Here is a 26,710-nt window from a genome sequence, read left to right on the forward strand (position 1 = left end):
TGGCTGCTGGACGGGGCCACGGCCTGGAGCCGCCCGGTCGGCTGGCTGCTGGACCACCTGGTCTACCGGACCACGGTCAGGGGCCGCACCAACGTCCCGGCGGCCGGGCCGGTTCTTTTCGCCGGCAACCACATCAGTTTCCTCGACGGCCCGGTGATGTTCGGCGCCGCGCCCCGGCCGATGCACATCTTCGTCAAGAAGGAAATGTTCACGGGCCTGCCGGGCCTGGTCCTGACCGCCGCCGGGCAGCTGCCGGTTGACCGTACGGGGGACCGGGGAGCGCTGCAACGGGCCAAGGCCCTCCTCGACGACGGCCGGTGCGTGGGCATCCTGCCGGAAGGCACCCGGGGGAGCGGACAGGCGGCAGCGATCAATAACGGGGTCGCGTGGCTGGCGCTGAACTCGACGGCCACCGTCATCCCGGTCGCCATCCTCGGAACCCGGATCGGCGCCGAGCCCCTCAACACCGTTCCCCGCCCCCGCCGCCGGCTGCATGTCAGCTTCGGCGAGGCCCTCCAGGTCAGCCGCAAACCCGGCGAGACCGGGCGTGCTTCAATGGACAGGGTGGGAGACGAGATCCGCGCCGCCCTTGCAGGGCACGTCCAGGACACCATCAAGCGCAGCGGGCATCGCCTGCCCGCCGCGGAATTCCCGCCAGAACGCCAAACAGCAGTAGCCGGGACGCCGGCAGATCACCACCTAAGGAAAGTGCAATGAGCGATACGACTCAAACCCCCGGCCATTTTGGCGCCGGCGAAGACGAATACACGCCCACCGGCACGGACCAGGTGGCCGAGCACCTCGCCGCCCTGGACGACGAGGAAGCCGAGCTCCGCGCCGCCACCCTCCGCGCCGGGCTGGACGATTACGACCTGGACGAAGAGGACGCCGCGCTGCTGAGCGGCCGCGACGACGACGAAGACTTCGACGGACCGGTCAAGCTGGATCCGGTCCTGGCCATCATCGGCCGGCCGAACGTGGGCAAATCCACGCTCGTCAACCGGATCCTGGGCCGGCGTGAAGCCGTCGTCGAGGACACCCCCGGCGTCACCCGCGACCGGGTCATGTACTCCGCGCACTGGAACGGCCGGAACTTCACTGTGGTGGATACCGGCGGCTGGGAGCACGACGCCCGCGGCATCCACGCCCGGGTCGCTGAGCAGGCCGAAATGGCGGTAGAGCTCGCCGACGCGGTGCTCTTCGTGGTGGATTCGGCTGTTGGCGCGACCGCCACGGACGAAGGCGTCATGAAGATGCTGCGCAAGTCCAAGAAACCGGTCATCATGGTGGCCAACAAGGTCGACGACTTCGCCCAGGAAGCCGACTCGGCCGCGCTCTGGGGCCTCGGCTTCGGCGAACCGTACCCGGTGTCCGCGCTGCACGGCCGCGGCGTCGCCGACCTGCTGGACCACGTCATGGACACGCTGCCCGAGTTCTCCACGATCGAAGGCCTGGAACGAAGCGGCGGCCCCCGCCGGATCGCCCTGATCGGCCGGCCCAACGTGGGGAAGTCCTCGCTGCTGAACAAGCTGGCCGGTTCCGAACGCGTCGTCGTCGACAACACGGCAGGAACCACCCGCGACCCGGTGGACGAGTTCATCGAGCTCGGTGGCCGCACCTGGCGTTTCGTTGACACCGCGGGCATCCGCCGCCGCCAGCACATGGCCCAGGGCGCCGACTTCTACGCCTCGCTCCGGACCCAGAGCGCCCTCGAGAAGGCCGAGGTCGCCGTCGTCCTGCTCGCCGTCGACGAGGTGCTCAGCGAGCAGGATGTGCGCATCCTGCAGCTGGCCATCGAGTCGGGCCGGGCGCTGGTGCTCGCCTTCAACAAGTGGGACCTGCTCGACGACGAACGCCGCAGCTACCTGGAACGCGAAATCGAGCAGGACCTGGCCCACGTGGCCTGGGCGCCCCGCGTCAACATCTCCGCCAAGACCGGGTGGCACAAGGACCGCCTGGTCCCGGCACTGGACGTCGCGCTGGAGAGCTGGGACAAGCGCATCCCCACCGGACGCCTCAACGCCTTCCTCGGCGAGCTGGTTGCGGCTCATCCGCACCCGGTCCGCGGCGGCAAGCAGCCGCGCATCCTCTTCGGCACCCAGGCCTCCAGCCGGCCGCCGAAGTTCGTGCTGTTCACCACTGGCTTCCTGGACCCGGGGTACCGCCGCTTCATCACCCGCCGGCTCCGCGAAACCTTCGGCTTCGAGGGCACTCCGATCGAGGTCAATATGCGGGTCCGGGAAAAGCGCGGCAAGAAGCGTTAATTCCGGGCGCCCCCGCCGGGAAAAATCGCTTGACATGGTGAAAGTGTCACGGGCACCCTCCGGAGTCGTGTAAGCTTTTGGAGGTGGTTCGGCCGGACTGCTCGATGAAATTCTTCTGGTTTACCGGAGGATCGCATCAGGAGCGGAGAACGGCAGAACCAGCGGGCTGTAGCGCAGCTTGGTAGCGCACTTGACTGGGGGTCAAGGGGTCGCAGGTTCAAATCCTGTCAGCCCGACCAACAGAAAGTACCCCGCCGTTCCGGCAACGGAGCGGCGGGGTTTCTGTTTCCCGGCCGGGGCTGGATTCCTCGGGGGCACCTACTTCAAGAACCGCGACGTCCGCCGGTCGGCCAGGATCTTTCCCTTGGTCTGGCAGGTGGGGCAGTACTGCAGCGCGGAGTCCGCGAACGACACTTCCCGCACCGTGTCACCGCACACCGGGCACGCCTCGCCGGTCCGGCCGTGCACCCGCATGTGGCTGCGCTTCGCATCCTTCAGCTCACTCGGGGGTTTCCCGCGTGCTTCAGCCACCGCCGTCCCCAGAATCTCGTGGATCGAGTCGTAAAGACGCTGCACGGCCGGCCGGTCCAAGGAGCCGGCGACCGCGAAGGGCGACATGTTGGCCGCGTGCAGGATCTCGTCGCTGTAGGCGTTGCCGATTCCGGCCATGATGGCCTGGCTGCGCAGCACACCCTTGATCTGCTGGGAACTGCCGGCCAGGACCGCGGCCAGGGCGTCGACGTCGAACCCGGGGCTGAACGGGTCCGGACCCAGCGCCGCAACGCCGGGAACGTCCAGGGGATCCCGGACCAGATAGACGGCCAGGCTTTTCTTGGTGCCGGCCTCGGTCAGGTCCAGGCCCAGCGGGCCGGTTCCGCTCGAAAACGAGAGCCGCGCGGCGATGTGCCCGCTGCCCATTTTCAGCAGCGTCCCGGTGGGGGTTTCGGTGAAGCGCACCCAGCCCGCCCTGGCCAGGTGGAAGACAAAGTGAAGGCCGCCGGCCTCAAGATCCACGAACTTGCCGTGCCGGCTCACTCCGGTCACGGTCCTGCCCTCCAGCTCGGAGAGCGGCGGATCGGCGGTCTTCAGGACGGCGAAGGAGACAATCTGGACCTTCGCCAGGACAGCGCCGCGCAGCCGCCTGTCGAGAAAGTCCGCCAGGGCCGCCACCTCGGGGAGCTCAGGCATGGTCACATCCCTGCGCGGCCGGTGCTGGTGCTGCCATGGGCCCATCATGCCAGAGACCTCCCTGGCCCGGGCCGATGTGCCTATACTTTCAGCGGCGGCCGGAACGATCGGCCGCCGCCGACCTTGATGATTGACCCGACGAAAGGCCCGTCATGAGCAACATTCCCGAAGAGCTGTCCTACACCGCCGAACACGAATGGATCACGGCCCCGGATGCCGACGGCGTCGTACGCGTGGGAATCACGGACTTCGCGCAGGACGCCCTGGGCGACGTCGTCTATGCCCAGATGCCGGAGGTCGGCACCGCCATCAAAGCCAACGACGTCGTGGGCGAGGTTGAATCCACCAAGAGCGTCAGCGACATCTACGCCCCGGTGAGCGGCGAAGTGGTGGCCCGCAACGAGGCCCTGGACACCGATTCCGCCCTGATCAACTCGGATCCCTATGGTGAGGGCTGGCTGATGGAAATCAAGCTCGCGGAGGCTGACGCCATGGAATCGTTGCTCAGTGCATCGGAGTACGAACAGCAGGTAGGCTAAGGGAACGGTCTCCGGGGCGTGCCGCTGCGCAATACTTAAATTGCGGGAGTTCGTGGACGCTGCAGTTCTTGGACGCGGTGGTTCCTGGCCCCAGCGGTTTGTAGGAACCAGCGGCCCGCCCGGGGGGACTGAATACCGGATCTGCCAGGCTTTTCCGGACGGCATGCGTTGTTTGCAGGGGGGACACCTGCAACGAATGAGGAGGACTCAATGGCTCGGCACGGACAGAACGACACCGGTGACTACGGCACGGGTGGCGTGAAAGCGTCGGAGACCACCTCGATCCATCTCTCGCCCGTACGGGACGAGCCCACGATCGCCCCCAAGGTTTCGCTCGATGAGCGTTCATCGATCGAGTCCCTGCCCGCCGGCTCGGCCCTGCTGGTCGCGCACAGTGGGCCGAACGCCGGGGCACGCTTCCTGCTTGACTCGGATGTCACGACCGCCGGACGCCACCCGGACGCCGACATCTTCCTTGACGACGTCACCGTCTCGCGGCGGCACGTCGAATTCCGCCGCACGGCGCGCAGCTTTGAGGTTGTTGACACCGGAAGCCTGAACGGCACCTATGTCAACCACGACCGTGTCGACAGTGTAGAGCTGAAGTCCGGCAATGAGGTGCAGATCGGCAAGTTCCGACTCACCTTCTACCTCAGCCCTGCCCGTACCACAGGCAACGTCTGATCCCGGGGTAGTTGCCGGTGGCCATGGCACAAGCCGAACGGCGCGGACCCCAGGTCCTGAACATCGGGGAGGTCCTGGCTCAGCTGAGCGATGACTTCCCCACCATGACCGCGTCGAAAATCAGGTTCCTCGAAGAAAAGGGACTCATCAATCCGCAGCGGACGCCGGCAGGTTACCGGCAGTACTCCGAGAGCGACGTCGAACGGCTGCGCTTCGTGCTGGCCCTGCAGCGGGACCAGTACCTGCCGCTGAAGGTCATCAAGGACTACCTGGACGCCATCGACCGCGGCGAACGCCCGGACAACCTGCCGCCGGGCGTGACCGTGTCCCCGCGCATCGTCTCACCGGAGCTGGCCGCCGAATTGAACAACCGGGTGCGGCGGCTCAGCGAGGAGCAGCTCCGGGCCGAGTCCGGTGCCAGCGTCCCGCTGCTGGAGTCGTTGCTCAGCTTTGGCCTGATCGGCCACGTGAACGGCCACTTCGATGACCACGCCCTGCAGGTGGCCCGCGCCTGCGTGCAGCTTGAGGGCCACGGGCTGGAACCACGCCACCTGCGCCCGTTCCAGGCCGCGGCCGACCGCGAGTTCGGGCTGGTAGAGCGTGCGGTGGCCACCCTGATGTCCCGCAAGGACGCCGCCTCGCAGGCCCGTGCGGCCGAGGCGGCGCGGGAGATCAGCGAACTTTGCCTGTCCCTGCACCGCGCCCTGGTCCAGGACCGCATCTCGAGGATGGACAGCTGATGATTGAGGTGGAGATTGTAGGCGTACGGATCGAGCTGCCGTCCAACCAGCCGCTGGTCCTGCTCAAGGAGCTGCACGGGGAACGCCACGTGCCGATCTGGATCGGCACCCCGGAGGCCAGTGCCATTGCCCTGGCCCAGCAGGGCGTCGTTCCGCCGCGGCCGATGACCCACGACCTGCTGATCGACGTCGTCGAAGCGCTGGGACACGCGATTGTCAGCGTGAACATCGTGGCGGTGGAAGACAACGTCTTTTACGGCCAGCTGCAGTTCGACGACGGCACCACCGTCAGCTCGCGGGCTTCGGATGCGCTGGCGCTGGCGCTGCGGGCGCAGTGCCGGATCTGGTGCGCCGACGCCGTGATGGAGGAAGCGGGCGTGCGGATCACCGAGCACGACGACGGGGAAGAGGCCGAGCCGGGTCCCGCCGTCGACGAGGAAGGCGAACTGCGGCGCTTCCGCGAATTTCTGGACGACGTCGAACCCGAGGACTTTGCCGGCTGAAAATGCCAAAAGCTTAAAGTCGAGGTCGAAACTTTCGACACGCCCCGGTAATACCCCCAACGTCTTTGACCTTGGGGCCCGGCGGGCCTAACGTCGGAGGTAGAAGTTCCCATTGCATACAACAGCCGCGCAAGTCACACTGGACAGTGCAGCCCGATCCGAAACTACACGGATGCTTTTACGCCGTCCCGGACCGACGCCCGCCCGGAGGTGTGCTGTTGCTGCAGGTTCCCGCGGGAGCTCATGACAAGGAGGATCCACGTGAGTCCTAAAGGCGAAGCAGGCGAGCTGAAGCAGGCCTCGACGGCAGGCGTAGCCCGGCCCGCGAGCGGTGCCCAGGGCCTGCTCTTCACCGAAGATCTTCCGGTCCTCGACGAAGACGCCGGCTACCGTGGCCCGACCGCCTGCAAGGCGGCCGGCATCACCTACCGCCAGCTCGACTACTGGGCCCGCACCGGCCTCGTCGAGCCTGCCGTCCGCGGCGCCGCCGGATCCGGTTCGCAGCGGCTGTATGGCTTCCGTGACATTCTGGTGCTCAAAGTCGTCAAGCGGCTCCTCGACACCGGCGTCTCACTCCAGCAGATCCGCACTGCCGTGGAGCACCTCCGGGAGCGCGGCGTCGAAGACCTGGCCCAAATCACCCTCATGAGTGACGGTGCCAGCGTCTACGAGTGCACCTCGGCGGACGAGGTCATTGACCTGGTTCAGGGTGGACAGGGTGTCTTCGGGATTGCCGTCGGACGGGTCTGGCGGGAAGTTGAAGGCAGCCTCGCCGCTCTCCCCAGCGAACATGCCGTGGATCAGTCATTCCCGGACGATGAGCTCAGCAAACGCCGGGCCGCACGCAAGATCGGTTAATCTGGCCGGCACCCGGTAAGAACGCAGCAAAAACTAGAACGCAGCAAAAACAAGAACGCAGCAAAAACGCGGGGCCAGGCGGCTCCGCGTTTTTCGTGCCGTCGCAGCGACATGCCCTCGTGCCGTCGTGCCGAAGCTGGCCGGTCTCTCCGCGAGCTGGCCGGTCTCTCCGCGCTAGCGCTGGTTGCGGTTCCGGGCCGGGCCCGCGGCCACCGGCTCTCCGCCGGCCTCCAACAAGTTGGCCAGCAGCGCGTCGAACAGACCGGCCGCATTCTTGGCGGAGTCCCCGGGCCAGTGATGGATCGAATGCGCCGCCCCCTGGATCTGCTGCCAGTTGGCCTGTTCCGGGATGTGCGGGCTGAGCAGGAGCCCGCCAAACATGGACTCCATTTCGGCCAGCCGGAAGCTGTGTTCGGCAGAGCCTGAGCGTACCCGGTTCGCCACGATGCCTGCGGGGGAGAGGCCGGGCGCGAACTCCTGCCGGAACAGCTGGATCGCCCGCAAGGTCCGCTCGGTGCCGGCGACAGAGAACAACCCCGGCTCGGCGACGAGGGTGACCTTGTCGCTGGCCGACCACGCCATCCGGGTCAGCCCGTTCAGGGACGGCGGGCAGTCGATCAGGACCAGTTTGTACGTGCCTGCGCCGGCCAGCACCGTGGAGAGCCGGCGCAGATCCCGGCGGCCGAGGTCCGGCCGGTCGTAGATGCCGGTGTACGCAGACCCGACGGCGACGTCGAGGACCGGCGCCGCGGCACCGTCCGCGGCGCCGCGGGACGAAGCGCCGTTGCCGTGCTCCACCCAGCCGCTGGGAACCACATTCTCGGCGAGCCGGGCGCGTCGGGGAGCTTTCAGCATCCGGCCGATGTCCAGCTGTTCGCCGGGGCGGACTCCGAGGGCCGTACTGGCATCCGCATGCGGGTCAAGATCGACCACGAGGGTGGGGATGCCGGCGGCGAGGGCGGCCGAGGCGAGTCCGGTGGTCACGGAGGTCTTGCCGACGCCGCCCTTGAGGCTGCTGATGCTGACTACTTGCACTTGAAAATCAATACCTAACGCCGGTTGCCGAGACTGGGTCATGCCGGCCGCGCGATCCGTAGGGCCGGGGCGTGCGTGCGCCACCCACCAACTCATCATATGTTGACCGCGCGGCCAAACCCGTTTCATCCGGCCGGCGGCAGCGTTGCCCGCGGGATGGTCTGCCGGGCAGGCTCCGGCTGGACGGCTGATCTGCCATAACCGGCCGAAATGACGGATAATGCTGTGATGGTCGCCACAAGGATTTGTGCATGCGTGCACAGGTCCTAGAAACTGTGACAACTTACCAACACCGGCAATGATGCAGGAGAAGTATGTTTTCCAAGATTCTGGTGGCTAACCGCGGCGAAATCGCGATCCGGGCCTTCCGTGCCAGCTACGAGCTGGGTGCCAAAACCGTTGCGGTGTTTCCGAACGAAGACCGCAACTCCATCCACCGGCAAAAGGCCGACGAGGCGTATCTGATCGGTGAGGAAGGCCACCCCGTCCGGGCCTACCTGGACGTCGATGAAGTAGTCCGGGTGGCGAAGGAGTCCGGCGCCGACGCCATCTACCCCGGCTACGGGTTCCTCTCCGAAAACCCCAACCTGGCCCGCGCGGCCAAGGCCGCCGGTATCACCTTTGTGGGTCCGCCGGCCGAGGTCCTGGAACTTGCCGGCAACAAGGTGGCTGCCCTCGAGGCGGCCCGGAACGCCGGCGTCCCGGTGCTGAAGTCCAGCCGGCCGTCGAAAGACCCTGACGAACTGATCGCCGCCGCGGACGAGATCGGCTTCCCCATCTTCGCGAAAGCCGTCGCCGGCGGCGGCGGCCGCGGCATGCGGCGGGTGGACACCCGGGAGGCCCTGCCCGATGCCCTGCAGGCCGCGATGCGCGAGGCCGATGCCGCGTTCGGGGACCCCACCATGTTCCTGGAGCAGGCGGTCCTGCGGCCGCGCCACATCGAGGTGCAGATCCTCGCGGATGCCGAGGGCAACGTCATGCACCTCTTCGAGCGGGACTGCTCCATCCAACGCCGGCACCAGAAGGTCATCGAGATCGCGCCCGCGCCCAACCTCGACGACGGCATCCGGCAGGCCCTGTACCGGGACGCCATCAAGTTCGCCAAGGCGCTGAACTACGTCAACGCCGGCACCGTGGAATTCCTGGTGGACACCGTGGGGGAGCGCGCCGGCCAGCACGTCTTCATCGAGATGAACCCCCGCATTCAGGTCGAACACACCGTCACCGAGGAAGTCACCGACGTCGACCTGGTCCAGGCGCAACTGCGCATCGCGTCGGGCGAGACCCTCGCGGACCTGGGCCTGTCCCAGGAAACGGTCAAGCTCAACGGTGCAGCGCTGCAGTCCAGGATCACCACCGAGGACCCGGCGAACGGCTTCCGGCCCGACGTCGGCAAGATCACCGGCTACCGTTCCGCCGGCGGCGCGGGCGTCCGGCTCGACGGCGGCACCGTCTACTCCGGCGCCGAAATCAGCCCGCACTTTGACTCGATGCTGGTCAAACTGACCTGCCGCGGCCGTGACTACCCGACCGCCGTCGCCCGCGCCCGCCGGGCCCTCGCGGAATTCCGGATCCGCGGCGTGTCCACGAACATCTCGTTTCTGCAGGCCGTCCTGGATGACCCGGACTTCGTCGCCGGCAACGTTGCCACCTCCTTCATTGACGAGCGGCCCGAACTGCTTAAGGCCCGCGTCTCGGCGGACCGCGGCACCAAGCTGCTGACCTGGCTGGCCGAGGTCACCGTCAACAAGCCCCACGGTGAGCGCACGGTGCACACCGACCCCGCCGAGAAGCTTCCTGCCCTGACCGACGGCGAGGCTCCGGCCGGATCCCGGCAGCGGCTGCTCGAACTCGGGCCGGAAGGCTTCGCCAAGGCCCTCCGCGACCAGGTCGCCGTCGCCGTCACCGACACCACGTTCCGGGACGCCCACCAGTCGCTGCTGGCCACCCGGGTCCGCACCCGGGACCTCGTGGCCGCCGCGCCCGCCGAGTCCAAACTGCTGCCGGAGCTGCTGTCCGTGGAGGCGTGGGGCGGCGCGACCTACGACGTCGCCTTGCGTTTCCTGGGCGAGGACCCCTGGGAGCGCCTGGCGGCGCTGCGGAAGGCGCTGCCGAACATCTGCCTGCAAATGCTGCTCCGCGGCCGCAACACGGTGGGCTATACGCCGTACCCCGAGGAAGTCACTGTCGCGTTCGTGAACGAAGCGGCTGCGACCGGTATTGACATCTTCCGCATCTTCGACGCCCTCAACGACGTGAACCAGATGGCACCGGCCATTCGCGCCGTGCGTGAGACCGGGACCGCCGTGGCCGAGGTGGCGCTCTGCTACACCGCCGACATGCTCGACCCGGACGAGAAGCTGTACACCCTCGACTACTACCTGGAGCTGGCACAAAAGATCGTCGACGCCGGCGCCCATATCCTCGCGATCAAGGACATGGCGGGCCTGCTGCGGCCGGCGGCCGCGGCCCGGCTGGTGTCCGCTTTGCGGGAACGGTTCGACCTGCCGGTGCACCTGCACACCCACGACACCGCCGGCGGCCAGCTGGCCACGCTGCTGGCCGCCGTGGACGCCGGCGTGGACGCGGTGGACGTCGCGTCCGCCTCGCTCGCCGGAACCACCAGCCAAGTGTCCGCTTCAGCGCTGGTGGCTGCGCTGGCCCACACCCCGCGTGACACCGGCCTGAGCCTGGCCAACGTCTGCGCCCTGGAGCCCTACTGGGAGGCCGTGCGCCGGGTCTACGCGCCCTTCGAATCCGGCCTTCCGGGACCGACGGGGCGGGTGTACCAGCACGAAATTCCCGGCGGCCAGCTCTCCAACCTGCGGCAGCAGGCGATTGCCCTGGGACTTGGCGAACGCTTTGAGGCGATCGAGGACATGTACACCGCAGCGGACCGCATCCTGGGCCGGCTGGTCAAGGTCACCCCATCGTCCAAGGTGGTGGGCGATCTCGCCCTGCACCTGGTGGGCCTCAACGCGGATCCGGCGGAGTTCAACGAGAACCCGCAAAAGTACGACATCCCGGATTCGGTGATCGGCTTCCTGTCCGGCGAACTGGGTGACCCGCCCGGCGGCTGGCCGGAGCCGTTCCGGACGAAGGCCCTCGAAGGCCGCAGCGTGAAGGTCCGCGACGTCGAGCTGAGCGCCGAGGACAGCGCCGCGCTCAAGGGCGACTCCAGGACGGTGCAGCAGACGCTCAACCGGCTGCTCTTTGCCGGGCCCACCAAGGACTACGAGAAGAGCGTGGAGTCCTACGGCAACCTCTCCGTGCTGGACACCCGGGATTATCTCTTCGGGCTGCAGCGCGGCTCCGAGCACGAGATCGAGCTGGAGAAGGGCGTCCGCCTGATCGCCTCGCTGGAGGCTGTCTCCGAACCGGACGAGAAGGGCATGCGCACGGTGATGTGCACCCTAAACGGACAGTCCCGGCCCGTCGTCGTGCGCGACCGTTCCGTGGTCAGCAACGTCAAGGCCGCCGAGCGGGCCGATGCCTCGCAGCCGGGCCAGGTCGCGGCACCCTTCGCCGGTGCCGTCACGCTGACCGTCAAGGCCGGCGACACGGTCAAGGCCGGTGACACGGTCGCAACCATCGAGGCGATGAAGATGGAGGCCTCGATCACCACCCCGGTGGGCGGCACGGTGGGCAGGCTCGCCGTCAGTGCCGTCGAACAGGTGCAGGGCGGGGACCTGCTGCTCGTCGTCGAGTAGGCGCCAGGACAAGAAACACCAAGGGCTCCTCCGGCCGCAGCCGCAGGAGCCCTTGGTGGTGGGGCCCGGTGTTGCGCTACGCGTGCGTGGGACGTTTCGCCGAGTACATCTCCTCGATCACCCCATCGAAGTCCTTCAGCACCTGGGCGCGCTTGACCTTCATGGACGGCGTCAGGTGCCCGGAGGACTCGGTAAAGTCGGCCGCCACAATCCGGAAGGCCTTGATGGCCTCGGCCTGCGAGACCGACTGGTTGGCCTGGTTGATGACCTCCTGCACCGCCGCCTGGACAACCGGGTTCCCGGTGGCCTCGGCCAGCGTGGTGGACGCCGGCAGCCCGTGCCGCTGCAGCCAGCCCGGAAGGGCCTCCTCGTCCAGCGTCACGAGGGCGCCGATAAACGGCCGGTTGTCGCCCACGACGAGGACCTGGGAGACGAGCGCGTCGGCGCGGATCTGGTCCTCGAGCAGCGCCGGGACCACGTTCTTGCCGCCGGCGGTGACGATGATTTCCTTTTTCCGGCCGGTGATCGTCAGGAAGCCTTGCTCGTCGAGCTGGCCGATGTCACCGGTACGGAACCAGCCGTCCGCGAAGGCCTCGGAAGTGAGATCGTCCCGGTTGAAGTACCCCCGCATCACGCAGACACCCCGGGCGAGGATTTCGCCGTCTTCGGCGATCCGCACCGCGTTCCCGGGGATCGGTGCCCCGACGGTACCGATCTTGATCAGCGACGGGGTGTTCACCGTGACCGGGGCGGTGGTCTCGGTCAGGCCGTAGCCCTCAAGGATCTGCAGGCCGATGCCCTGGAAAAAGTGTCCCAGGCGGGCGCCCAGCGGACCGCCGCCGGATACCGCGTGCTGGACCTCGCCGCCCATGGCAGCGCGCAGCTTGGCGTAGACCAGCTTGTCGAAGAGGGCGTGCTTGAGCCGCAGGACCAGGCCGATCCTGCCGTCCTGCCGGGCCCGGGAGAACGCGATGGCGGTTTCCGCGGCCCGGTGGAAGATGGCACCCTTGCCGCCGTCCTCGGCCTTGGTCAGGGCGGAGTTGTAGACCTTTTCAAAGACCCGCGGCACCGCGAGGATGAAGGTGGGCCGGTAGCTTTGGAGATCCGGCAACAGGTTCTTGATGTCCGGAGTGTGCGCCACCTTCACACCGGCGGCGACCGCCAGGACCGAAATGAAACGGGCAAAGACGTGCGCCAGCGGGAGGAACATGATGGTCCGGGCCTGCTCGTGGACCGCCTGGCCCAGCGAGGTGGCGAGCACATTATCGGAGAGTTCCACGAAGTTGCCGTGGGTCAGTTCGCAGCCCTTCGGGCGTCCGGTGGTGCCCGAGGTGTAGATGATGGTGGCCAGGTCCGTGAGCGAGGCCTGGCTGCGCCGCGCCTCCAGCTCTTCGTCGCTGATACCGGTGCCGGCGGCGCGGACCTCGTCCAGGGCCTCGCCTTCGAGCTGCCATACGTGCCGGAGCCCGGTCAGGCCCTCGGAATCAGCGGCCTGCCGGATGACGTCCTCGTGGTGCGCAGACTCCCCGAACGCCGCCACCGCGCCCGAGTCGCCGAGGTTCCAGGCGACTTGGGAGGGCGAGGATGTCTCGTAGATCGGCACCGAGACGGCACCGGCGAACCAGATGGCAAAGTCGACAAGGGTCCATTCGTACCGGGTCCGGGACATGATGCCGACCCGGTCACCGGCTGCCACGCCGCTGGCCATCAGGCCCTTGGCGAGCAGGGACACGTCGGCCAGGAAATCGGTGGCCCGGACGTCCTGCCACTGGCCCGCGGCGTCCAGCCGGGAGAACAGGGCCGGATTCGATGCCTTGGCGGCCTGGCGCAGGACCAGGTCCGTGACGTTCGATTCCGCCGGGACCGTGACCAGGGGCGGGACACTGATTTCTCGCACGATAGCTCCTTTGATATCCATAGACCCGCAGCGGGTACAACCAACACTAGTATGTGGCCCTGACGGCGTGTGCTCCATTTCACTACTGATGAGTAACTTTATGGTCCGGGCAGCGGGCAGCGCTTCCCGGTCGCGACCCTAGAATGAGGAGCGATGCAAACACCAATCATCGGCCGGCCGCCGGCCCGCCCCGAGTGACGGCCTGGCGGCGCCGTGTCCCGGCCGGCGCAGGGGCGGGGACAGCGCGCGCGGACCGGCTCCGCCCGCACCTCCGGCTCGGTCGCAAGGGGCTGGCGATCGGGGTCGACATCGGCGGAACCAAGGTCGCCGCCGGAGTGGTGGACGCCGAGGGCCGCATCCTCCGCCAGGCCCGGCGGTCCACCCCGGGCCACGACCCGCGGGCGGTCGAACGAGTCATCGTCGAACTGGTCGAGGAACTGGCCCGGGGCCACCGGGTCCGGTCGGTCGGCATCGGCGCTGCCGGCTGGATGGACCTCGACGGCGGCACGGTGCTTTTCAGCCCGCACCTGGCCTGGCGCAACGAACCGTTGCGGGACAACCTGCAGCGCCTCCTCCGGCGTCCGGTGCTGCTGGCCAACGATGCCGACGCGGCCGGCTGGGCCGAGTGGCGTTTTGGCGCCGGGCGGGGCGAGAGCAGGCTGGTCTGCATCACGCTCGGTACCGGGATCGGCGGAGCCATGGTGATGGACGGCCGGCTGGAGCGGGGCCGCTTCGGCGTGGCCGGGGAGTTTGGCCACCAGGTCATCGTTCCGGGTGGATACCGCTGTGAGTGCGGCAACCGTGGTTGCTGGGAACAGTACGCCTCCGGCAACGCGCTGGGCCGGGAAGCCCGGGAACTGGCCGATATCAACTCCCCGGTCGCCGAAGCCATGCTCAAGGCGGTTGACGGCCGGCCGGAGCAGCTCAGCGGTGCGATCATCACGGCCCTGGCCAAGGCGGGCGATCCCGCGTCCTGCGCACTCCTCGAGGACGTCGGCGATTGGCTCGGCCTCGGTCTGGCGAACCTGGCCGCGTCCCTGGACCCGGGCACCTTCGTGATCGGCGGCGGTCTCTGTGAGGCGGGCGAACTTCTCGCCGCGCCCGCACGGAAGGCCTTTGCCCGGAACCTGACCGGCCGCGGCTTCCGCCCGGCGGCCCGGATCGAGTTGGCGGCCCTTGGGCCTGCCGCCGGGCTGATCGGGGCCGCGGACCTGTCGCGGGTCAGCAGCCGCATGCACGGCTAACCGGTCCGTTGCCGGCTACACCCTGGCGCCGTCGTCGTGTTCATCCTTTTCCTGCGGCAGCTTCATGATCAGGAACACCACCGACGCCGCGAAGATCGCCACCATGCCGGCCACGGCCAGCACCGGTGCGGAGCGCCAGAAGATCGCGGACAGCAGCAGGGCAATCGGGCAGCCGACCGCCCCCAGCCACGCCAGGACGGTCATCGGGTCCGAACCGGCCAGGCTTGGCGGGTCCTCGGGGACGAAAACATCGTCGTCGTCGTCCGGCTGGTAATCGCGCGGGCCCGCCGGGGCGTGGCCCGCAGTAGCGTCGGTGCTGCCCGATGGTGCCGCGCGGCCGGCGGTCCCCGGTCCCTGCCGCACGGGACCCGCGAGGCCAAGCGGGTCAAAATCTCGAAACGTCCGGGCTGCGGGCGGCTCCGCGACCGTGCCGGAATCGGTAGCCTCCAGCCTTGCCACCAGGTCCAGCCAGACGGCGTCTTCCGGGTTGGCGCTGGAGTCCGGGTCAGGGGAGCCGGAGTCGGATTTAGTCATCTGCCGTTTCCTTTGGGCTGGCGCTGGTGGACTCCGGGTGGTGCCCGTCGACCACCGACCGGATGAACTCGGCGGTGCCGCGGAAGATCCGGGGTGCGTCGTTGTCCAGGGTGGCCACGTGGTAGCTGTTCTCCAGCAGGATAACCTCCAGGGGTGCGTTGCGGAGCCCGCGCCGCAGGGCCGCCAGGCTGGCGTCGGAGACCACATGGTCCACGGCGGATCGATAGACCCGCACCGGCGCGGTAACCTGCGGCAGCAGCCGCAACGTGTCCTTGAACATCTTGTGCAGCTCGAAGGCCGCCGCCACCGGGGTCCGCGGGTAGGCGCCCTCATCGACGCCCTCCCGGCGGATGTCATTGGCGATCGCCGGCGTGCTCTTCATGACGTAGCGCAATACTCCGGCCAGCGGCGCGCGGCGGTCGTCAATGACCAAACCGGGGTTCACCAGCACCGCCCCGGCCACCGGACGGGTCGCGGCGAGCCGCAGCGCCAGCGCACCGCCCATTGACAGGCCGGCCACCACCACGTGGTCGCATTCAGCAGCAAGCTCCTGGTAGGCGGCGTCCAGGGCCGCATGCCAGTCCTGCCAGCGGGTCCTGGCAAGCTCCTGCCAGCTGGTCCCGTGACCGGGCAGCAGGGGCATCCGCACGGCAAAGCCGTCCGCGGCCAGGGATTCGGCCCAGCCACGGACGCCGTGCGGGCTGCCGGTGAAGCCGTGGGACACCACCACCCCCGTCCGGGGGCCGGGGCCGGTGAATGAACTGCTGAACGGCGAGTGGTCGGGGACGTGGCTCATGGGTGCTCCGTGGCGGCGTGGACCGGGGATTCGGCGGCCGCGCGGGGCGGGACGCAGGCGGGGGCCGGGGCGGCGTGTCCGCGGACGAAGCCGGCAGTCCGGCTAAAAATCAGCGGCGCATCCACGTCGAGGGTGGCCACGTGCCCGCTGGCCGGCAGCGGCACCACAGCGAACTCACGGGCCCCGATGCGCCCGCGCAGCAGGTCCAGCGAGGAGGGCGGCACCACGGGGTCGACGTCGGATTTGAACACCAGAACGGGCGCCTTGACGCCCGGCAGCTCCCGACGGGTGGCGGTGAAGAGCTTGCTGAGCTGGTGGACCGCGGCGAGCGGGGTCAGCGAGTAGTCACCGTCCTCGGTGGGGGCGGCCGTCGATTCCGCCTCCCGCAGCGGCACGGTGGTTCTTTGCAGATGTTTGAGGACGCCGATGTACCGCACCCGGCGGTCATAGAAGCTCAAGCCCGGATTGACGACGGCGACGCCGGCCACCGGGTGCCGCGCGGCGGTGCGCAGGGCGATGGTCCCGCCCATCGACAGGCCGGTGACGAAGGTGCAGCGGGTCACCGCGGCCAGGTCAAGGTAGGCGGCCTCGAAGGCGCCGTACCAGTCCTGCCAGCGGCGCCGGGCGAGATCGCGCCAGTCGGTGCCGTGCCCGGGCAGCAGCGGTACGGTGACCGCGTAGCCCCGGGACGCGAGATCTTCGGCCCAGGGCAGGACCGAGAGCGGGCTGCCCGTGAAGCCGTGGCAGATGGCCACTCCGACGTCCGCGTTCGCACCGTGGCCCGGATACTCGAAAGCGGCAGGCGCCACTGGAGTGCTGCTTTCGGTCATGAGCCCATCGTGTCACTGTTCGGGCCAAAACTCACTAGAGTAGGGTGTCATTGAAGTCCTGGCCGGGCCGCAGAAGGGCCGGCCAGACGCCTGCTGGAGGGGACGCCACGTGTTTTATTGGTTCATGAAGACGTTCGTCCTCGGGCCGGTCGTCAGGCTGCTGTTCCGGCCCTGGGTCAAGGGTCTGGACAACGTCCCGGCCGGGGGAGCCGCGATCCTGGCCTCCAACCACCTCTCCTTCTCCGATTCGATTTTTATGCCGCTGATGGTGCCGCGGCCGGTGGTATTCCTCGCGAAGTCCGAATACTTCACCGGCAAGGGGATCAAAGGCAAACTCACCGCGGCGTTCTTCCGCCTGACCAACCAGCTGCCGATGGACCGGTCAGGGGGAGCGGCATCGGCCCGCTCGCTGGACGCCGGCATGGAGGTGCTGAAGAACGGCTCGCTGCTCGGCATCTACCCGGAAGGCACCCGGAGCCCGGACGGCCGCCTGCACCGCGGCAAGGTGGGGGTCGCGCGGCTCGCCCTGAAGGCGCAGGTTCCGGTGGTTCCGGTCGCCATGATCGGCACGGATAAGGTGCAGCCGATCGGAAAGCGGGTGCCGAACATCCGGCGGATCGGCATGATCTTCGGCGAACCGATGGACTTCAGCCGCTATTACGGGATGGCGGATGACCGTCAGGTGCAGCGCGCCGTGACCGACGAAATTATGTTCGAGCTGATGCGGCTCTCCGGCCAGGAGTATGTCGATGAGTACGCCGCCGTGGTCAAGCTCCGGCTGGCCGGGAAGGCCACCGAGGTCCCCGACGGTGGCCCGGGCCACGGCCAGGAGACCCCCGGAGCTGTGTGACGGTCGGCCGGCGGTCAATGACGGCGGGCACGCCAGTTCCCGTGACCGGCAACTATCCTTAGAGGGTGACTGAGCTATCTGCGCCTACGACAACCACCCTTCGTAACTCCCAGTCCGCGGGCTCCCCGGCCGGGATGCCGCCGGCCGCCGCGCCCACTGGCACGCCCTTCGCGAGCACCGCCTTCGCGAGCACCGCCTTCGCGAGCACGGCCCAGAGCGGCGCCGCGAACTATCCGGGGCTGGATGACTGGCGGCAGTTGCCCGCCTCGCAGCAGCCCGCCTGGTCCGACCAAGCCGTGTTCGAGGCCTCAGTAAAGGAACTCTCGACGGTGCCGCCGCTGGTCTTCGCCGGTGAGGTGGACGTCCTGCGCGAGCGGCTCGCCGCCGCCGCCCAAGGCAAGGCCTTCCTGCTCCAGGGCGGGGACTGCGCCGAAACCTTCGACGCCGCCACGGCGGACAAAATTTCGGCGCGCGTCAAGACCATCCTCCAGATGGCCGTGGTCCTGACCTACGGTGCCGCCATGCCCGTGATCAAGATGGGCCGCATGGCCGGCCAGTTCGCCAAGCCGCGCTCCTCCAACGATGAAACCCGCGACGGCGTCACCCTGCCCGCGTACCGCGGCGACATCGTCAACGGATATGACTTCACGCCCGAATCCCGCGCCCACGACGCCGGACGGATGCTCAGGGCCTACCACACCTCGGCGTCGACCCTGAACCTGATCCGTGCCTTCACGCAGGGCGGCTTTGCCGACCTGCGGCTGGTGCACCAGTGGAACAAGGGCTTCACCGAAAACCCGGCGCACGCGCGGTACGAGTCGCTGGCCCGGGACATCGACCGGGCCATCAAGTTCATGGCCTCCTGCGGAGCGGACTTCGAGGCCCTCAAGCGGGTGGAGTTCTACGCCAGCCACGAGGCCCTGCTGCTGGACTACGAGCGGGCACTGACCCGCATTGATTCGCGCACCGGGCTGCCGTACGACACCTCCGGACACTTCCTTTGGATCGGCGAGCGGACCCGGGAGCTGGACCACGCCCACGTCGACTTCCTCTCCCGGGTGCGCAACCCGATCGGGGTGAAGCTTGGCCCCTCGACCACCGGCGACGACGCACTGCGGCTGATCGACAAGCTGGACCCCGACCGCGAACCGGGCCGGCTGACCTTCATCACCCGGATGGGTGCCGGCAATATCCGGGAGAAGCTGCCGCCCATCGTCGAACGGGTCACCGCCTCCGGCGCGCAGGTCCTCTGGGTGACCGATCCGATGCACGGCAACACCGTGACATCGCCCAACGGGTACAAGACCCGGAACTTCGACGACGTGATCGACGAGGTCCGCGGCTTCTTCGAGGTCCACCACGGCCTGGGCACCGTCCCCGGCGGCCTGCACGTGGAGATGACCGGCGACGACGTGGCCGAGTGCCTCGGCGGGGCGGACCCGATCGACCAGGACGCCTTTCTGGACCGGTATGAGTCGGTCTGCGACCCCAGGCTGAACCACATGCAGTCCCTGGAAATGGCGTTCCTGGTGGCAGGGTCACTGGCCCGGCGCTAGGCAGGAGCCGATGCCACAGACTCGGGCCGCGGGGCTCAGGTCACGGTGATCGTGATGAGCGACCCTTCCGGCTGTCGTCCGGTCTTGTCTTGGCCGGCCACGAGGCCCAGCACGGAGGTGCCGAAGGCGTAGCTGACCTTCACCTCGAAGCCGGCGTCCTTGAGGGCCTTGACCGCCTCCGCCTCGGGCTTGCGGAACAAGTCCGGGACCTGGACCAGCCGGGGTCCCTTGGAGATGGTCAGGCTCACCGCTCCGCCCCGGGTCAGGGTGCCGGTGGCCGGGTCCTGCGCGACGACCGCCCCTTCGGGCACGCGCCGGTCAAAGACCCGCTCCGGTGCCACTACGGCTTTGAGTCCGGCCGCCTGCACCGCCGCGACGGCCGCATCCTGGTCCTTGCCACGCACATCGGGGACCGGGATCGGCTGCGGGCCCTTGGACACGGTCAGGCCCACGGGTGTGCCGTGACGGGCCGGTGTGTCCTTGGCCGGGTCCTGGCCGAGCACTATTCCGGCGGCCGCGGCGTCGTCATACTTCTCGGTGATGGGCCCAAGTGCCATTCCGGCGCCGTTGAGGGCCGTTTTCGCGTCGTCCAGGGACTTGCCGGTCAGTGCGGGCAGCGGGAACAGCTCCGGGCCTTTGGAGACGGCGAGCGAGATGGACTCGAACTTCCGGACCACCTGCCCGGCCGGCGGCTCGGATCCGACCACCAGGCCCGGTGAGACGTTGTCATCGAACACATCCCGGGTGGTCGACTGGAAGCCGGCGGTCCGGAGCAGTTGCTGCGCTTCGGCAACGGTCTTGTTGGCCAGCTGCGGGATGGTTCCCGGGGATCCCGGGCCCATCCCGAAGAACCAGCCGGCGCCGGCCGCGAGCACGGCGACAATCACCAGCACCAGGACCCAGACCAGGCCGCGCCGGCGCGCACTCCCGGCACGCAGGCTGCGGCTGGGAGTGGCGGCCGCTCGCTGCCGGGCGCGCTCCTGGTCCCGATCCAGTTTGCGTTGAACGCGCTTGCTGGCCGGCAGTGCCGGGTCGGAGGCCGGTTCGGCTGCCTGCCCGCCGAAATCAGGTTCCTCCGGGGCCACCAGCGGGCCGAAGCCGCCGCTCCGCTGGCGGCCCGAGAGTACCGTGGTGGGGTTGTTGCCGCGGCTGATGATTTCGGTCTGCTGCGGGACGCTGGCCAGAAATTCGGTGTGCGCCTCGCCGGGGGCCACCGCGGCCGGAAGGCCGGCGGCGGCGGGACCGGGCAACGCCGCCGGGGGCCGCAGTTCCAGCTCCGCGTCACTGAGGTTGGTGCGGATATGGCGGAGCTCGGACAGCAGGGCGTTGCCGTCCACCGGGCGTTTGTCCGGGTCGTTGGCGGTGCACCACTGCACGAGTTCGTCGAGTTCGCCGGCCAGCCCGGGCACCAGTGCCGAGGGCGCGCCAACGCTTGAGTTCACATGCTGGTAGGCCACCTGGATGGGGACCTCGCCGTCGAACGGCTGCCGTCCGGTGAGCAGCTCGTACAGCATGATCCCGAGCGAGTAGATGTCGCTGCGGGCGTCCGACTGCCGGCCCATGACAAGTTCGGGGGACAGGTACGCGACGGTTCCGATCAGGGCCCCGGTGCTGGTCGTCGTCGTGATGGCGCGGGCCAGGCCGAAGTCGCCGATCTTGATCCGGCCGTCATCCGCGATCAGGACGTTCTCCGGCTTGACGTCGCGGTGGATCAGTCCGGCGGCGTGCGCGGCGCCGAGGCCCTCCACGACCGGGTCGATCAGGGCCAGCGCAAGCCGCGGAGTGAGGGCCCCCTTCTCCTTCAGCACGTCCCGCAGGGTGTGGCCCTTGATATATTCCATGACGAGGTAGGCCAGCGGCCCGTCCTCACCCTGGTCCAGCACGCCGACGACGTGCGGATGCGAAAGCCTCGCGGCGGCCTTGGCTTCGCGGCCCAGGCGGTCCAGGAACTGCGGGTCGCCGGCCATATGCGGATGCAGCACCTTCAGGGCAACCTCCCGCTCCAGCCGGCGGTCGATGGCGAGGTAGACCGTGGACATGCCGCCGCGGGCCAGCTTTGATTGAATCAGGTACCGGTTGTCCACCAGGGTCCCGACAAGAGCGTCCGAAGTGTATTCCTGCACTATCTGATCCTAAGCTCTGCACGGAAACGGGCCCGGACTGACATGCAGTCCGGACCCGTATCGTTACGCGACGGAAGGTTCAGCCCCCGCGCGGGGACGGCGGTTTAGCTGAAACTCTTCTGCAGCTTCTTGATGGAGGCCACGTAGACCTTCGTGTCGTCGAACATGCCGCGGGTGCTCACCGAATACTGGCCCTGGTAGTAGCCGGCGATAGCGTTGTCCAGATCCTTGCTGGTGCGGACCAGCTGGCGGATGATCGCGACGCCGGCCGTAGCGTTGTCGTACGGGTCCAGCAGATTCAGCTTCCGACCGACCAGGTCGGAGGCCCACTGGCCCGAGGACGGGATGACCTGCATGGTGCCGATCGCGTTGGCGGGGGACACCGAGCGGTGGTCGAAGCTGGACTCCTGGAAAGCGAAGGCGAGGGCCAGCGCGGGATCCACGCCCATCCGGCGCGCCGTGTCCGCCACGATCTGTTTCATCTGTTCGCGGCTGGGGACCGGCGCCGCGTTCAGCAGGGCCTTGTTCTGGTTGGCCGAGTTGACGACCGCCTGCGGGTAGCTGAAACCCAGGAACGTGCTGGGCACCAGGGGGGTCACGGTGGCGGGCGGCTGGCTCGACGCCGGCGTGATCGTGCCGGAGCCCGTACCGGCGCCCGGGATAACCAGCTTGTTGCCGGGGTAGATGATGCTGCTCATGGTCAGCCGGTTGGCCGACAGGACATCCGCGAGCTTGACGCCGTGCCGTGCGGCGATCCCGGACAGGGTGTCACCGGACTTAATCGTGTAGGAGCCGGAGCTGGCCGGAGCAGCCGGTGCCGGAGCAGCCGGTGCCGGAGCGGGCGCCGCCTTCGTCGGAGCCGCAGGCGCCGGGGCCGCCGGGGCCGCTGAACCGCCGCCGACCTTGACCTTCTGGCCCGGGTAGATGATCGACCGCATGTTCAGGCCGTTCCAGTCGAAGACCTCGGAGAGCCTCACGCCGTGCCGGGCGGCAATGGCGCTCAGCGTGTCGCCGGACTTGACGGTGTAGACGTTGCCGCCGGCCGGGGCCGCCGGCGCGGGGGCAGCCGGCGCGGGAGCGGCCGGTGCAGTGGCGGAACCGGTGAGTTTGATCTTCTGGCCGGGGTAGATCAGGGTGTTGGCCTGCAGGTTGTTGAGCTTAAGCACCGCATAGGTGTCCAGGCCGTGCCTGCCGGCAATTGCGCTGATCGTGTCGCCGCGGGCAATCGTGTATTCCGCCGGCGCGGACACCTGCGCGGGCGCGAATGCGGCGGGGATGGCGGCGGAAACGGCACCGGCGGGAATCAGGGAAGGCAGCGACGTCACGGTCTGTCCCTGCGCCTGCGCCTTCATGGCAGCGGCCAGCGTCGCGGGGATGGCGCGGGGGCGCGGCTCAGCCGAGGCCGGCTGGGCGATCGCCAATGAAGAGAGCACGACGGCGGGCAGCGCCGCCGTCGTCGCCGCAATCAGCGGGAGGCCGTGCCTCGTGGGGGGCTTCGGCGAACGAGTCGTCGTCATGGGAAAGATCCTCTTCTCAGCGGCGAACGCTGCAGGTCAGGCCGGGACTACTGGTGTTACCAGTGTGACAAAAGAAACTACAGTTACAAATGTGAACTATGTGAATCTCTCATGAATTGCGGAATAGCACAAGAACTGTTTGACAATCGACATCAACGGCTTGCTGGAGTGTCGCTTGAACGCGCCGCTGCTGGCCGGCGGAGGGATCCGGCGGGCCTTTGGTGCCCGGACCGGCAGTCCCGGGTCCGTGGCTGACTAGGCGCAATCCGCCCGGGCGTGGCAATCTTGATCCGTGAGTACTGTTGAAAGCCTTGTAGACGAATGGCTGCCCCTGCCCGATGTAGCCGAGTTGCTGAATGTTTCGATTACGAAAGTCCATGCCCTGCTGGACGAACGGGCGTTGGCAGCAATCCGGGTCGGCGAGCGGCGGATCCGTTCCGTCCCCGCAGCCTTCCTCCAGGACGGCCATGCGGTGGAGAGCTTGAAGGGCACGATCGTGGTCCTGGCCGACGCCGGCTATTCGGATGAAGAGCTGATCACCTGGCTGTTCACGCCGGACGAGTCGTTGCGCGGCCGGCCGATTGATGCCCTGCGCGAGGGCCGGAAAACGGAAATCCGGCGCCGCGCCCAGACCATGGCCTGGTAGCCGGCCGCCGTACCCCGGGAGGCAGTACGGGAAAGGCCGTGTAGGGCGCCTGGCGCTCTGCACGGCCTTTGCCGTTTACTGCTCCGGCCGGCTAAGCGGTCCGGCTGACTACGGACTCGGCCAGTTTCCGCAGCGCGGTCTTGGGCAGTTCTTCCAGGGGCAGTGTGTCCAGGGCCTCAAAGGCGGCCCGGCCGAACTCCTCGATCAGGAGCTCGGTAGCCTGCAGGGCCCCGCAGTCCACGATGATCCGGCGGATCTCCTCGACGTCTTCGGCGTTCAGGTCCGGACTGCCCAGCCTCGTGTCGATAAAGCTTGCCTCCGCCGGGGCCGCGAGGTCCAGGGCGAAAGCGATCAGTACCGTGCGCTTGCCTTCCCGGAGGTCGTCGCCCGCCGGTTTGCCGGTGCTGACCGGGTCGCCGAAGACGCCCAGGACGTCGTCGCGCAGTTGGAAAGCCTCACCCAAGGGCAGCGCGAAAGCCGAGTAGCCGCGAAGCAGCCCGTCCGGCGCGCCGGCCAGCGCACCGCCAAGGGCGAGGGGGTGTTCGGTGGAGTACTTGGCCGATTTGAAGCGGATGATGGACTGCGCACGGCCGACGGCACCGGCACGGTCCCGATGCGGGCCCGCGACCTCCTCGAGGATGTCCAGATACTGCCCGGCCATGACCTCGGCGCGCATCAGGTTAAAGATGAGGCGGGCCTGGGTTCCCGCAGCCGCCCGCTCGCCGATGGCGGTGAAGGACTCCTCGCTGAACGAGAGGCAGAGGTCTCCGGTCAGGATGGCCGCGGCGTGGCCAAACCGCTCGGGGTCGAGCGCCCAGCCCTGGTCGGCGTGCAGTTCGCTGAAGCGGCGGTGAACGCTGGGGCCGCCGCGCCGGGTATCGGAGCGGTCGATGATGTCGTCATGGATCAGTGCTGCGGCCTGGAACAGCTCGAGCGCCGAGCCGGCCGTGACGACCTCCCGGGCGCCGGCTTCGCCGCCGGCCCCGCGCCAGCCCCAGTAGCACATCAGGGCACGGAGGCGCTTCCCCCCGGTCGCCAGGTGCGAGATGGAACTCATCAACGGATCGATGTCTGAGGAAATGGCCGCCATGACGGCGGTGCGTTCGGTCAGGAAGTCGGTCAGCTTACCGGCGACGGCGGCGACGAAGTCCGCCTGCTCATCCCGCAGCTGTCCGGCCAGGCTCACTTGACGGACCCGGCGGCGACGTTGGCACCGATCGTGAACGTCGATACCCCGCCGGTCTCCACGACGGAGAGATTCACGGTTTCATTGTCGCCGCGAAGGAAGTCCTTGGATGCCACCGTTCCCACGGTTTCGCCGGGAACTGCCTTGAACCCCTGGCCTTCGAGCTCCTTGCTGTAATACGCCACGACGCCGGCAGACGGCGACGTGACCTTCCCCACCAGCGCGACGGTCGCCGGCGTGGCGGTCTTGTCGAAACTGCTCGACTGCACCTTCGCGTTCGGCATGACCGGCAGCAGCTGCTGCGGGAAGCCCGCGACCAGCGCCCCCACGGTAGCGGAGGTACCGGGTTCGGCGGACGGGCTGGGAGGGGCCGTGGTGGAGGCCTGGGAGCTGGCGCCTGCCGGGGACGACGCCAACGCGGCCGGGGCCTGCTGGCCGGGGGTGCAGGCGGCCAGAGCCAGCAGGGCCCCGGCTGCCGCCGCAGCCGCCATGGCGCGTTTGCGCTCTCCAAAAACCTTCACGGGAATGTTCCTCCTGGTGTTGATGCCGGATTCAGCCTCCAGTTTAGTCAGTCCCTCCGCATAGGATTGGTGCGTGAGACCGGAGAGTGGGCAGGAGGCTGCAAAGGGGCCCTCGCAGCAGACCGGTCAGGCGAGCCCAAGACGGTTCAGCGAAGCGGCTCTTCGCGAACTCCGCCGCAGCAGCATCCTGCACGTGGACATGGACGCCTTCTTCGTTTCCGTGGAGCTGCGCAGCCGCCCGCAACTCAAGGGCCGGCCCGTGATCGTGGGCTACCCGGCGGACCGCTCGGTGGTGCTGTCGGCCTCCTATGAGGCCCGCAAGTTCGGCGTCAGGTCCGCGATGCCCATGGTGGTGGCCACCAGGATGTGCCCCTCGGCAGTGGTCATCGAGCCCCGTCACAAGCTCTACTACGAAGTCTCCGGCCAGATCATGGCCATCTTTGAATCCATCACGGACCTGGTCGAGCCGCTGAGCGTCGACGAGGCCTTCCTCGACGTCGGTGGCGCAATCCGCCGGCTCGGGACCCCCCGGGACATCGGTGAACTGATCCGCCGCCGGGTGGCAGCCGAGCTGGGCATCACGGCATCGGTCGGGATCGCGGCCAGCAAGTTCGTCGCGAAGATCGCCTCGACCCGGTGCAAACCAGACGGCCTGCTGCTGATCGGTCCGGAGGAGACCGTAGCCTACCTGCACACCCTGCCGGTGAACGCGCTGTGGGGGGTGGGCGCAAAGACCGTCGAGGTGCTGGCACGGATGGGCATCCGGACCGTCGCCGATGTTGCCGCAACGCCGCTGCCGTCGCTTCGAAAGATCCTCGGCGCCACCGGAGAACACGTCCACCGGCTCTCGTGGGGGATTGACCCGCGGCCGGTGACGCCGGTCCGGCTGGAGAAGAGCATCGGCGCGGAGGAGACCTTCGCCGTGGATACGGCCGACGACGCCCAGCTGCACCGGGAACTGCTGCGCCTGGCCCACCGGACCGCAGAGCGGCTGCGCGGCTCCGGCATGCATGCCAGGACCGTCGCCCTGAAGCTCCGCTACGCCGACTTCTCCACGATCACCCGCAGCCGGACCGTGAGTACCCCGATCGACAGCGCCCAATTGCTGTACGGCGTCGCGCTGCAGTTGCTGGAGTCCGTCGGCCAGCGTCCCATGGCGGTGCGGCTCATCGGTATCCGCGCCGAACAGCTTGAAGAAGCCGCGCAGGCGCCGCTGCAGCTCAGCCTGGACCGCCGCGACGACAACTGGCGAGCCGCCGAGCAGGCGCTGGACCAGGTCACCCGCAAGTTCGGCAACAAGTCGGTGCTGCCCGCCCGGTTACTGGACCCCGGTCCAGGTGCCGGCCCCGGACCGGTTTCCGGCTGAGGTGCCAGCTCGGAGCGGCGAAGCGGCCCACAGCGTCTTTCAGAACGGGCCGCAACAAACTATCCTAGAGATACGTAGATTTCGAACGACCGGATCGAACGTTCGGACTGCCGGGCCTGCTAA

General features: G+C 68.3%; 23 protein-coding genes and 1 tRNA gene. 14 read left to right on the top strand and 10 right to left on the bottom strand.

The window, feature by feature from the left end; genetic code table 11:
* Positions 1-6: 6 nt before the first annotated feature.
* The 3 genes from AC3ANP_RS12230 (at position 7) to AC3ANP_RS12240 (ending at position 2,503) form a co-directional block, all read left to right on the top strand.
* Positions 7-717 (top strand): lysophospholipid acyltransferase family protein, encoded by a 711-nt coding sequence (locus AC3ANP_RS12230; RefSeq protein WP_488333044.1) that lies wholly within the window; start codon positions 7-9, stop codon positions 715-717.
* Positions 714-2,264, top strand: a complete 1,551-nt coding sequence (gene der / locus AC3ANP_RS12235; protein ID WP_488330443.1) for a ribosome biogenesis GTPase Der — start codon at positions 714-716, stop codon at positions 2,262-2,264. The genes AC3ANP_RS12230 and der overlap by 4 nt, the downstream gene beginning before the upstream one ends.
* A gap of 162 nt (positions 2,265-2,426) precedes the next feature.
* Positions 2,427-2,503 (top strand) — tRNA-Pro (locus tag AC3ANP_RS12240).
* 79 nt (positions 2,504-2,582) lie between these two features.
* On the opposite strand, the gene AC3ANP_RS12245 is transcribed toward AC3ANP_RS12240, so the two are convergent.
* On the bottom strand, positions 2,583-3,452 hold the full coding sequence (locus AC3ANP_RS12245; RefSeq protein ID WP_488330444.1) for an Fpg/Nei family DNA glycosylase: 870 nt from the start codon (positions 3,450-3,452) through the stop codon (positions 2,583-2,585).
* Between the two features lie 152 nt (positions 3,453-3,604).
* On the opposite strand from AC3ANP_RS12245, the gene gcvH reads away from it, so the two are divergent.
* The 5 genes from gcvH (at position 3,605) to AC3ANP_RS12270 (ending at position 6,776) form a co-directional block, all read left to right on the top strand.
* Positions 3,605-3,991, top strand: a complete 387-nt coding sequence (gene gcvH / locus AC3ANP_RS12250; RefSeq protein WP_488330445.1) for a glycine cleavage system protein GcvH — start codon at positions 3,605-3,607, stop codon at positions 3,989-3,991.
* 210 nt (positions 3,992-4,201) lie between these two features.
* On the top strand, positions 4,202-4,675 hold the full coding sequence (locus AC3ANP_RS12255; RefSeq protein ID WP_488330446.1) for an FHA domain-containing protein: 474 nt from the start codon (positions 4,202-4,204) through the stop codon (positions 4,673-4,675).
* A 23-nt stretch (positions 4,676-4,698) separates the two neighbouring features.
* Entirely contained in the window at positions 4,699-5,415 is a 717-nt protein-coding gene (gene ftsR, locus AC3ANP_RS12260; protein ID WP_488330447.1) for a transcriptional regulator FtsR, read from the top strand.
* Positions 5,415-5,918 carry a bifunctional nuclease family protein gene (locus tag AC3ANP_RS12265; RefSeq protein WP_488330448.1) on the top strand — a complete coding sequence of 168 codons (504 nt, stop codon included), beginning with the start codon at positions 5,415-5,417 and terminating at the stop codon, positions 5,916-5,918. The genes ftsR and AC3ANP_RS12265 overlap by 1 nt, the downstream gene beginning before the upstream one ends.
* 261 nt (positions 5,919-6,179) lie before the next feature.
* The gene (locus tag AC3ANP_RS12270; RefSeq protein WP_488330449.1) at positions 6,180-6,776 is read left to right on the top strand and encodes a MerR family transcriptional regulator; all 597 of its coding nucleotides are present in this window, start codon (positions 6,180-6,182) and stop codon (positions 6,774-6,776) included.
* 174 nt (positions 6,777-6,950) lie between these two features.
* Here the strand turns inward: AC3ANP_RS12270 and AC3ANP_RS12275 are convergent, their stop codons facing one another.
* A complete protein-coding gene (locus tag AC3ANP_RS12275; RefSeq protein ID WP_488330450.1) occupies positions 6,951-7,811 on the bottom strand; it encodes a ParA family protein in 861 nt (286 codons plus the stop codon).
* A 314-nt stretch (positions 7,812-8,125) separates the two neighbouring features.
* On the opposite strand from AC3ANP_RS12275, the gene AC3ANP_RS12280 reads away from it, so the two are divergent.
* A complete protein-coding gene (locus AC3ANP_RS12280; protein WP_488330451.1) occupies positions 8,126-11,521 on the top strand; it encodes a pyruvate carboxylase in 3,396 nt (1,131 codons plus the stop codon).
* Positions 11,522-11,597: 76 nt separating this feature from the next.
* Here the strand turns inward: AC3ANP_RS12280 and AC3ANP_RS12285 are convergent, their stop codons facing one another.
* Entirely contained in the window at positions 11,598-13,418 is a 1,821-nt protein-coding gene (locus AC3ANP_RS12285; RefSeq protein WP_488330452.1) for an AMP-dependent synthetase/ligase, read from the bottom strand.
* 143 nt (positions 13,419-13,561) lie between these two features.
* Between AC3ANP_RS12285 and AC3ANP_RS12290 the strand changes: the two genes are divergently transcribed.
* Positions 13,562-14,662 carry an ROK family glucokinase gene (locus AC3ANP_RS12290; RefSeq protein WP_488330453.1) on the top strand — a complete coding sequence of 367 codons (1,101 nt, stop codon included), beginning with the start codon at positions 13,562-13,564 and terminating at the stop codon, positions 14,660-14,662.
* Between the two features lie 15 nt (positions 14,663-14,677).
* On the opposite strand, the gene AC3ANP_RS12295 is transcribed toward AC3ANP_RS12290, so the two are convergent.
* Genes AC3ANP_RS12295 through AC3ANP_RS12305 form a run of 3 tightly spaced genes read right to left on the bottom strand, consistent with a single transcriptional unit; the run spans position 14,678 to position 16,822 of the window.
* Positions 14,678-15,196 carry a hypothetical protein gene (locus AC3ANP_RS12295; protein ID WP_488330454.1) on the bottom strand — a complete coding sequence of 173 codons (519 nt, stop codon included), beginning with the start codon at positions 15,194-15,196 and terminating at the stop codon, positions 14,678-14,680.
* On the bottom strand, positions 15,189-15,992 hold the full coding sequence (locus tag AC3ANP_RS12300) for an alpha/beta hydrolase (RefSeq protein WP_488330455.1): 804 nt from the start codon (positions 15,990-15,992) through the stop codon (positions 15,189-15,191). Before AC3ANP_RS12300 ends, AC3ANP_RS12295 begins: the two co-directional genes overlap by 8 nt.
* Positions 15,989-16,822 carry an alpha/beta hydrolase gene (locus AC3ANP_RS12305; RefSeq protein ID WP_488330456.1) on the bottom strand — a complete coding sequence of 278 codons (834 nt, stop codon included), beginning with the start codon at positions 16,820-16,822 and terminating at the stop codon, positions 15,989-15,991. Before AC3ANP_RS12305 ends, AC3ANP_RS12300 begins: the two co-directional genes overlap by 4 nt.
* A gap of 109 nt (positions 16,823-16,931) precedes the next feature.
* Between AC3ANP_RS12305 and AC3ANP_RS12310 the strand changes: the two genes are divergently transcribed.
* Positions 16,932-17,672: a lysophospholipid acyltransferase family protein gene (locus AC3ANP_RS12310; protein ID WP_488330457.1), complete on the top strand. Its 741-nt coding sequence runs from the start codon at positions 16,932-16,934 to the stop codon at positions 17,670-17,672.
* 134 nt (positions 17,673-17,806) lie between these two features.
* Positions 17,807-19,228, top strand: coding sequence for a class II 3-deoxy-7-phosphoheptulonate synthase (locus tag AC3ANP_RS12315; RefSeq protein WP_488333045.1), 1,422 nt, complete (start codon positions 17,807-17,809; stop codon positions 19,226-19,228).
* A 35-nt stretch (positions 19,229-19,263) separates the two neighbouring features.
* Here the strand turns inward: AC3ANP_RS12315 and pknB are convergent, their stop codons facing one another.
* Both pknB and AC3ANP_RS12325 read right to left on the bottom strand, forming a co-directional pair.
* Positions 19,264-21,354 carry a Stk1 family PASTA domain-containing Ser/Thr kinase gene (pknB, locus tag AC3ANP_RS12320; RefSeq protein ID WP_488333046.1) on the bottom strand — a complete coding sequence of 697 codons (2,091 nt, stop codon included), beginning with the start codon at positions 21,352-21,354 and terminating at the stop codon, positions 19,264-19,266.
* Positions 21,355-21,455: 101 nt separating this feature from the next.
* The gene (locus tag AC3ANP_RS12325) at positions 21,456-22,868 is read right to left on the bottom strand and encodes a LysM peptidoglycan-binding domain-containing protein (RefSeq protein WP_488330458.1); all 1,413 of its coding nucleotides are present in this window, start codon (positions 22,866-22,868) and stop codon (positions 21,456-21,458) included.
* A gap of 292 nt (positions 22,869-23,160) precedes the next feature.
* Between AC3ANP_RS12325 and AC3ANP_RS12330 the strand changes: the two genes are divergently transcribed.
* The gene (locus AC3ANP_RS12330; protein WP_488330459.1) at positions 23,161-23,514 is read left to right on the top strand and encodes an Rv2175c family DNA-binding protein; all 354 of its coding nucleotides are present in this window, start codon (positions 23,161-23,163) and stop codon (positions 23,512-23,514) included.
* A 91-nt stretch (positions 23,515-23,605) separates the two neighbouring features.
* Here AC3ANP_RS12330 and AC3ANP_RS12335 read toward each other — a convergent pair whose 3' ends face one another.
* Together AC3ANP_RS12335 and AC3ANP_RS12340 are read right to left on the bottom strand one after the other, a co-directional pair.
* Complete coding sequence (locus tag AC3ANP_RS12335; RefSeq protein WP_488330460.1) at positions 23,606-24,700, bottom strand: polyprenyl synthetase family protein; 1,095 nt, start codon at positions 24,698-24,700, stop codon at positions 23,606-23,608.
* Positions 24,697-25,221 (bottom strand): hypothetical protein, encoded by a 525-nt coding sequence (locus AC3ANP_RS12340; RefSeq protein ID WP_488330461.1) that lies wholly within the window; start codon positions 25,219-25,221, stop codon positions 24,697-24,699. The genes AC3ANP_RS12335 and AC3ANP_RS12340 overlap by 4 nt, the downstream gene beginning before the upstream one ends.
* 184 nt (positions 25,222-25,405) lie before the next feature.
* On the opposite strand from AC3ANP_RS12340, the gene dinB reads away from it, so the two are divergent.
* The gene (gene dinB, locus AC3ANP_RS12345; protein ID WP_488333047.1) at positions 25,406-26,587 is read left to right on the top strand and encodes a DNA polymerase IV; all 1,182 of its coding nucleotides are present in this window, start codon (positions 25,406-25,408) and stop codon (positions 26,585-26,587) included.
* The last annotated feature ends 123 nt before the right edge of the window (positions 26,588-26,710 follow it).

It is taken from the genome of Arthrobacter sp. JB02-1C, from assembly GCF_057748045.1.

Coding starts and splice junctions, on each gene's coding strand:
- der (WP_488330443.1), top strand. CDS start 714: ATGAGCGATACGACTCAAACCCCCGGCCATTTTGGCGCCGGCGAAGAC.
- AC3ANP_RS12245 (WP_488330444.1), bottom strand. CDS start 3,452: ATGCCTGAGCTCCCCGAGGTGGCGGCCCTGGCGGACTTTCTCGACAGG.
- gcvH (WP_488330445.1), top strand. CDS start 3,605: ATGAGCAACATTCCCGAAGAGCTGTCCTACACCGCCGAACACGAATGG.
- AC3ANP_RS12255 (WP_488330446.1), top strand. CDS start 4,202: ATGGCTCGGCACGGACAGAACGACACCGGTGACTACGGCACGGGTGGC.
- ftsR (WP_488330447.1), top strand. CDS start 4,699: ATGGCACAAGCCGAACGGCGCGGACCCCAGGTCCTGAACATCGGGGAG.
- AC3ANP_RS12265 (WP_488330448.1), top strand. CDS start 5,415: ATGATTGAGGTGGAGATTGTAGGCGTACGGATCGAGCTGCCGTCCAAC.
- AC3ANP_RS12280 (WP_488330451.1), top strand. CDS start 8,126: ATGTTTTCCAAGATTCTGGTGGCTAACCGCGGCGAAATCGCGATCCGG.
- AC3ANP_RS12290 (WP_488330453.1), top strand. CDS start 13,562: ATGAGGAGCGATGCAAACACCAATCATCGGCCGGCCGCCGGCCCGCCC.
- AC3ANP_RS12295 (WP_488330454.1), bottom strand. CDS start 15,196: ATGACTAAATCCGACTCCGGCTCCCCTGACCCGGACTCCAGCGCCAAC.
- AC3ANP_RS12300 (WP_488330455.1), bottom strand. CDS start 15,992: ATGAGCCACGTCCCCGACCACTCGCCGTTCAGCAGTTCATTCACCGGC.
- AC3ANP_RS12305 (WP_488330456.1), bottom strand. CDS start 16,822: ATGACCGAAAGCAGCACTCCAGTGGCGCCTGCCGCTTTCGAGTATCCG.
- AC3ANP_RS12315 (WP_488333045.1), top strand. CDS start 17,807: ATGCCGCCGGCCGCCGCGCCCACTGGCACGCCCTTCGCGAGCACCGCC.
- AC3ANP_RS12325 (WP_488330458.1), bottom strand. CDS start 22,868: ATGACGACGACTCGTTCGCCGAAGCCCCCCACGAGGCACGGCCTCCCG.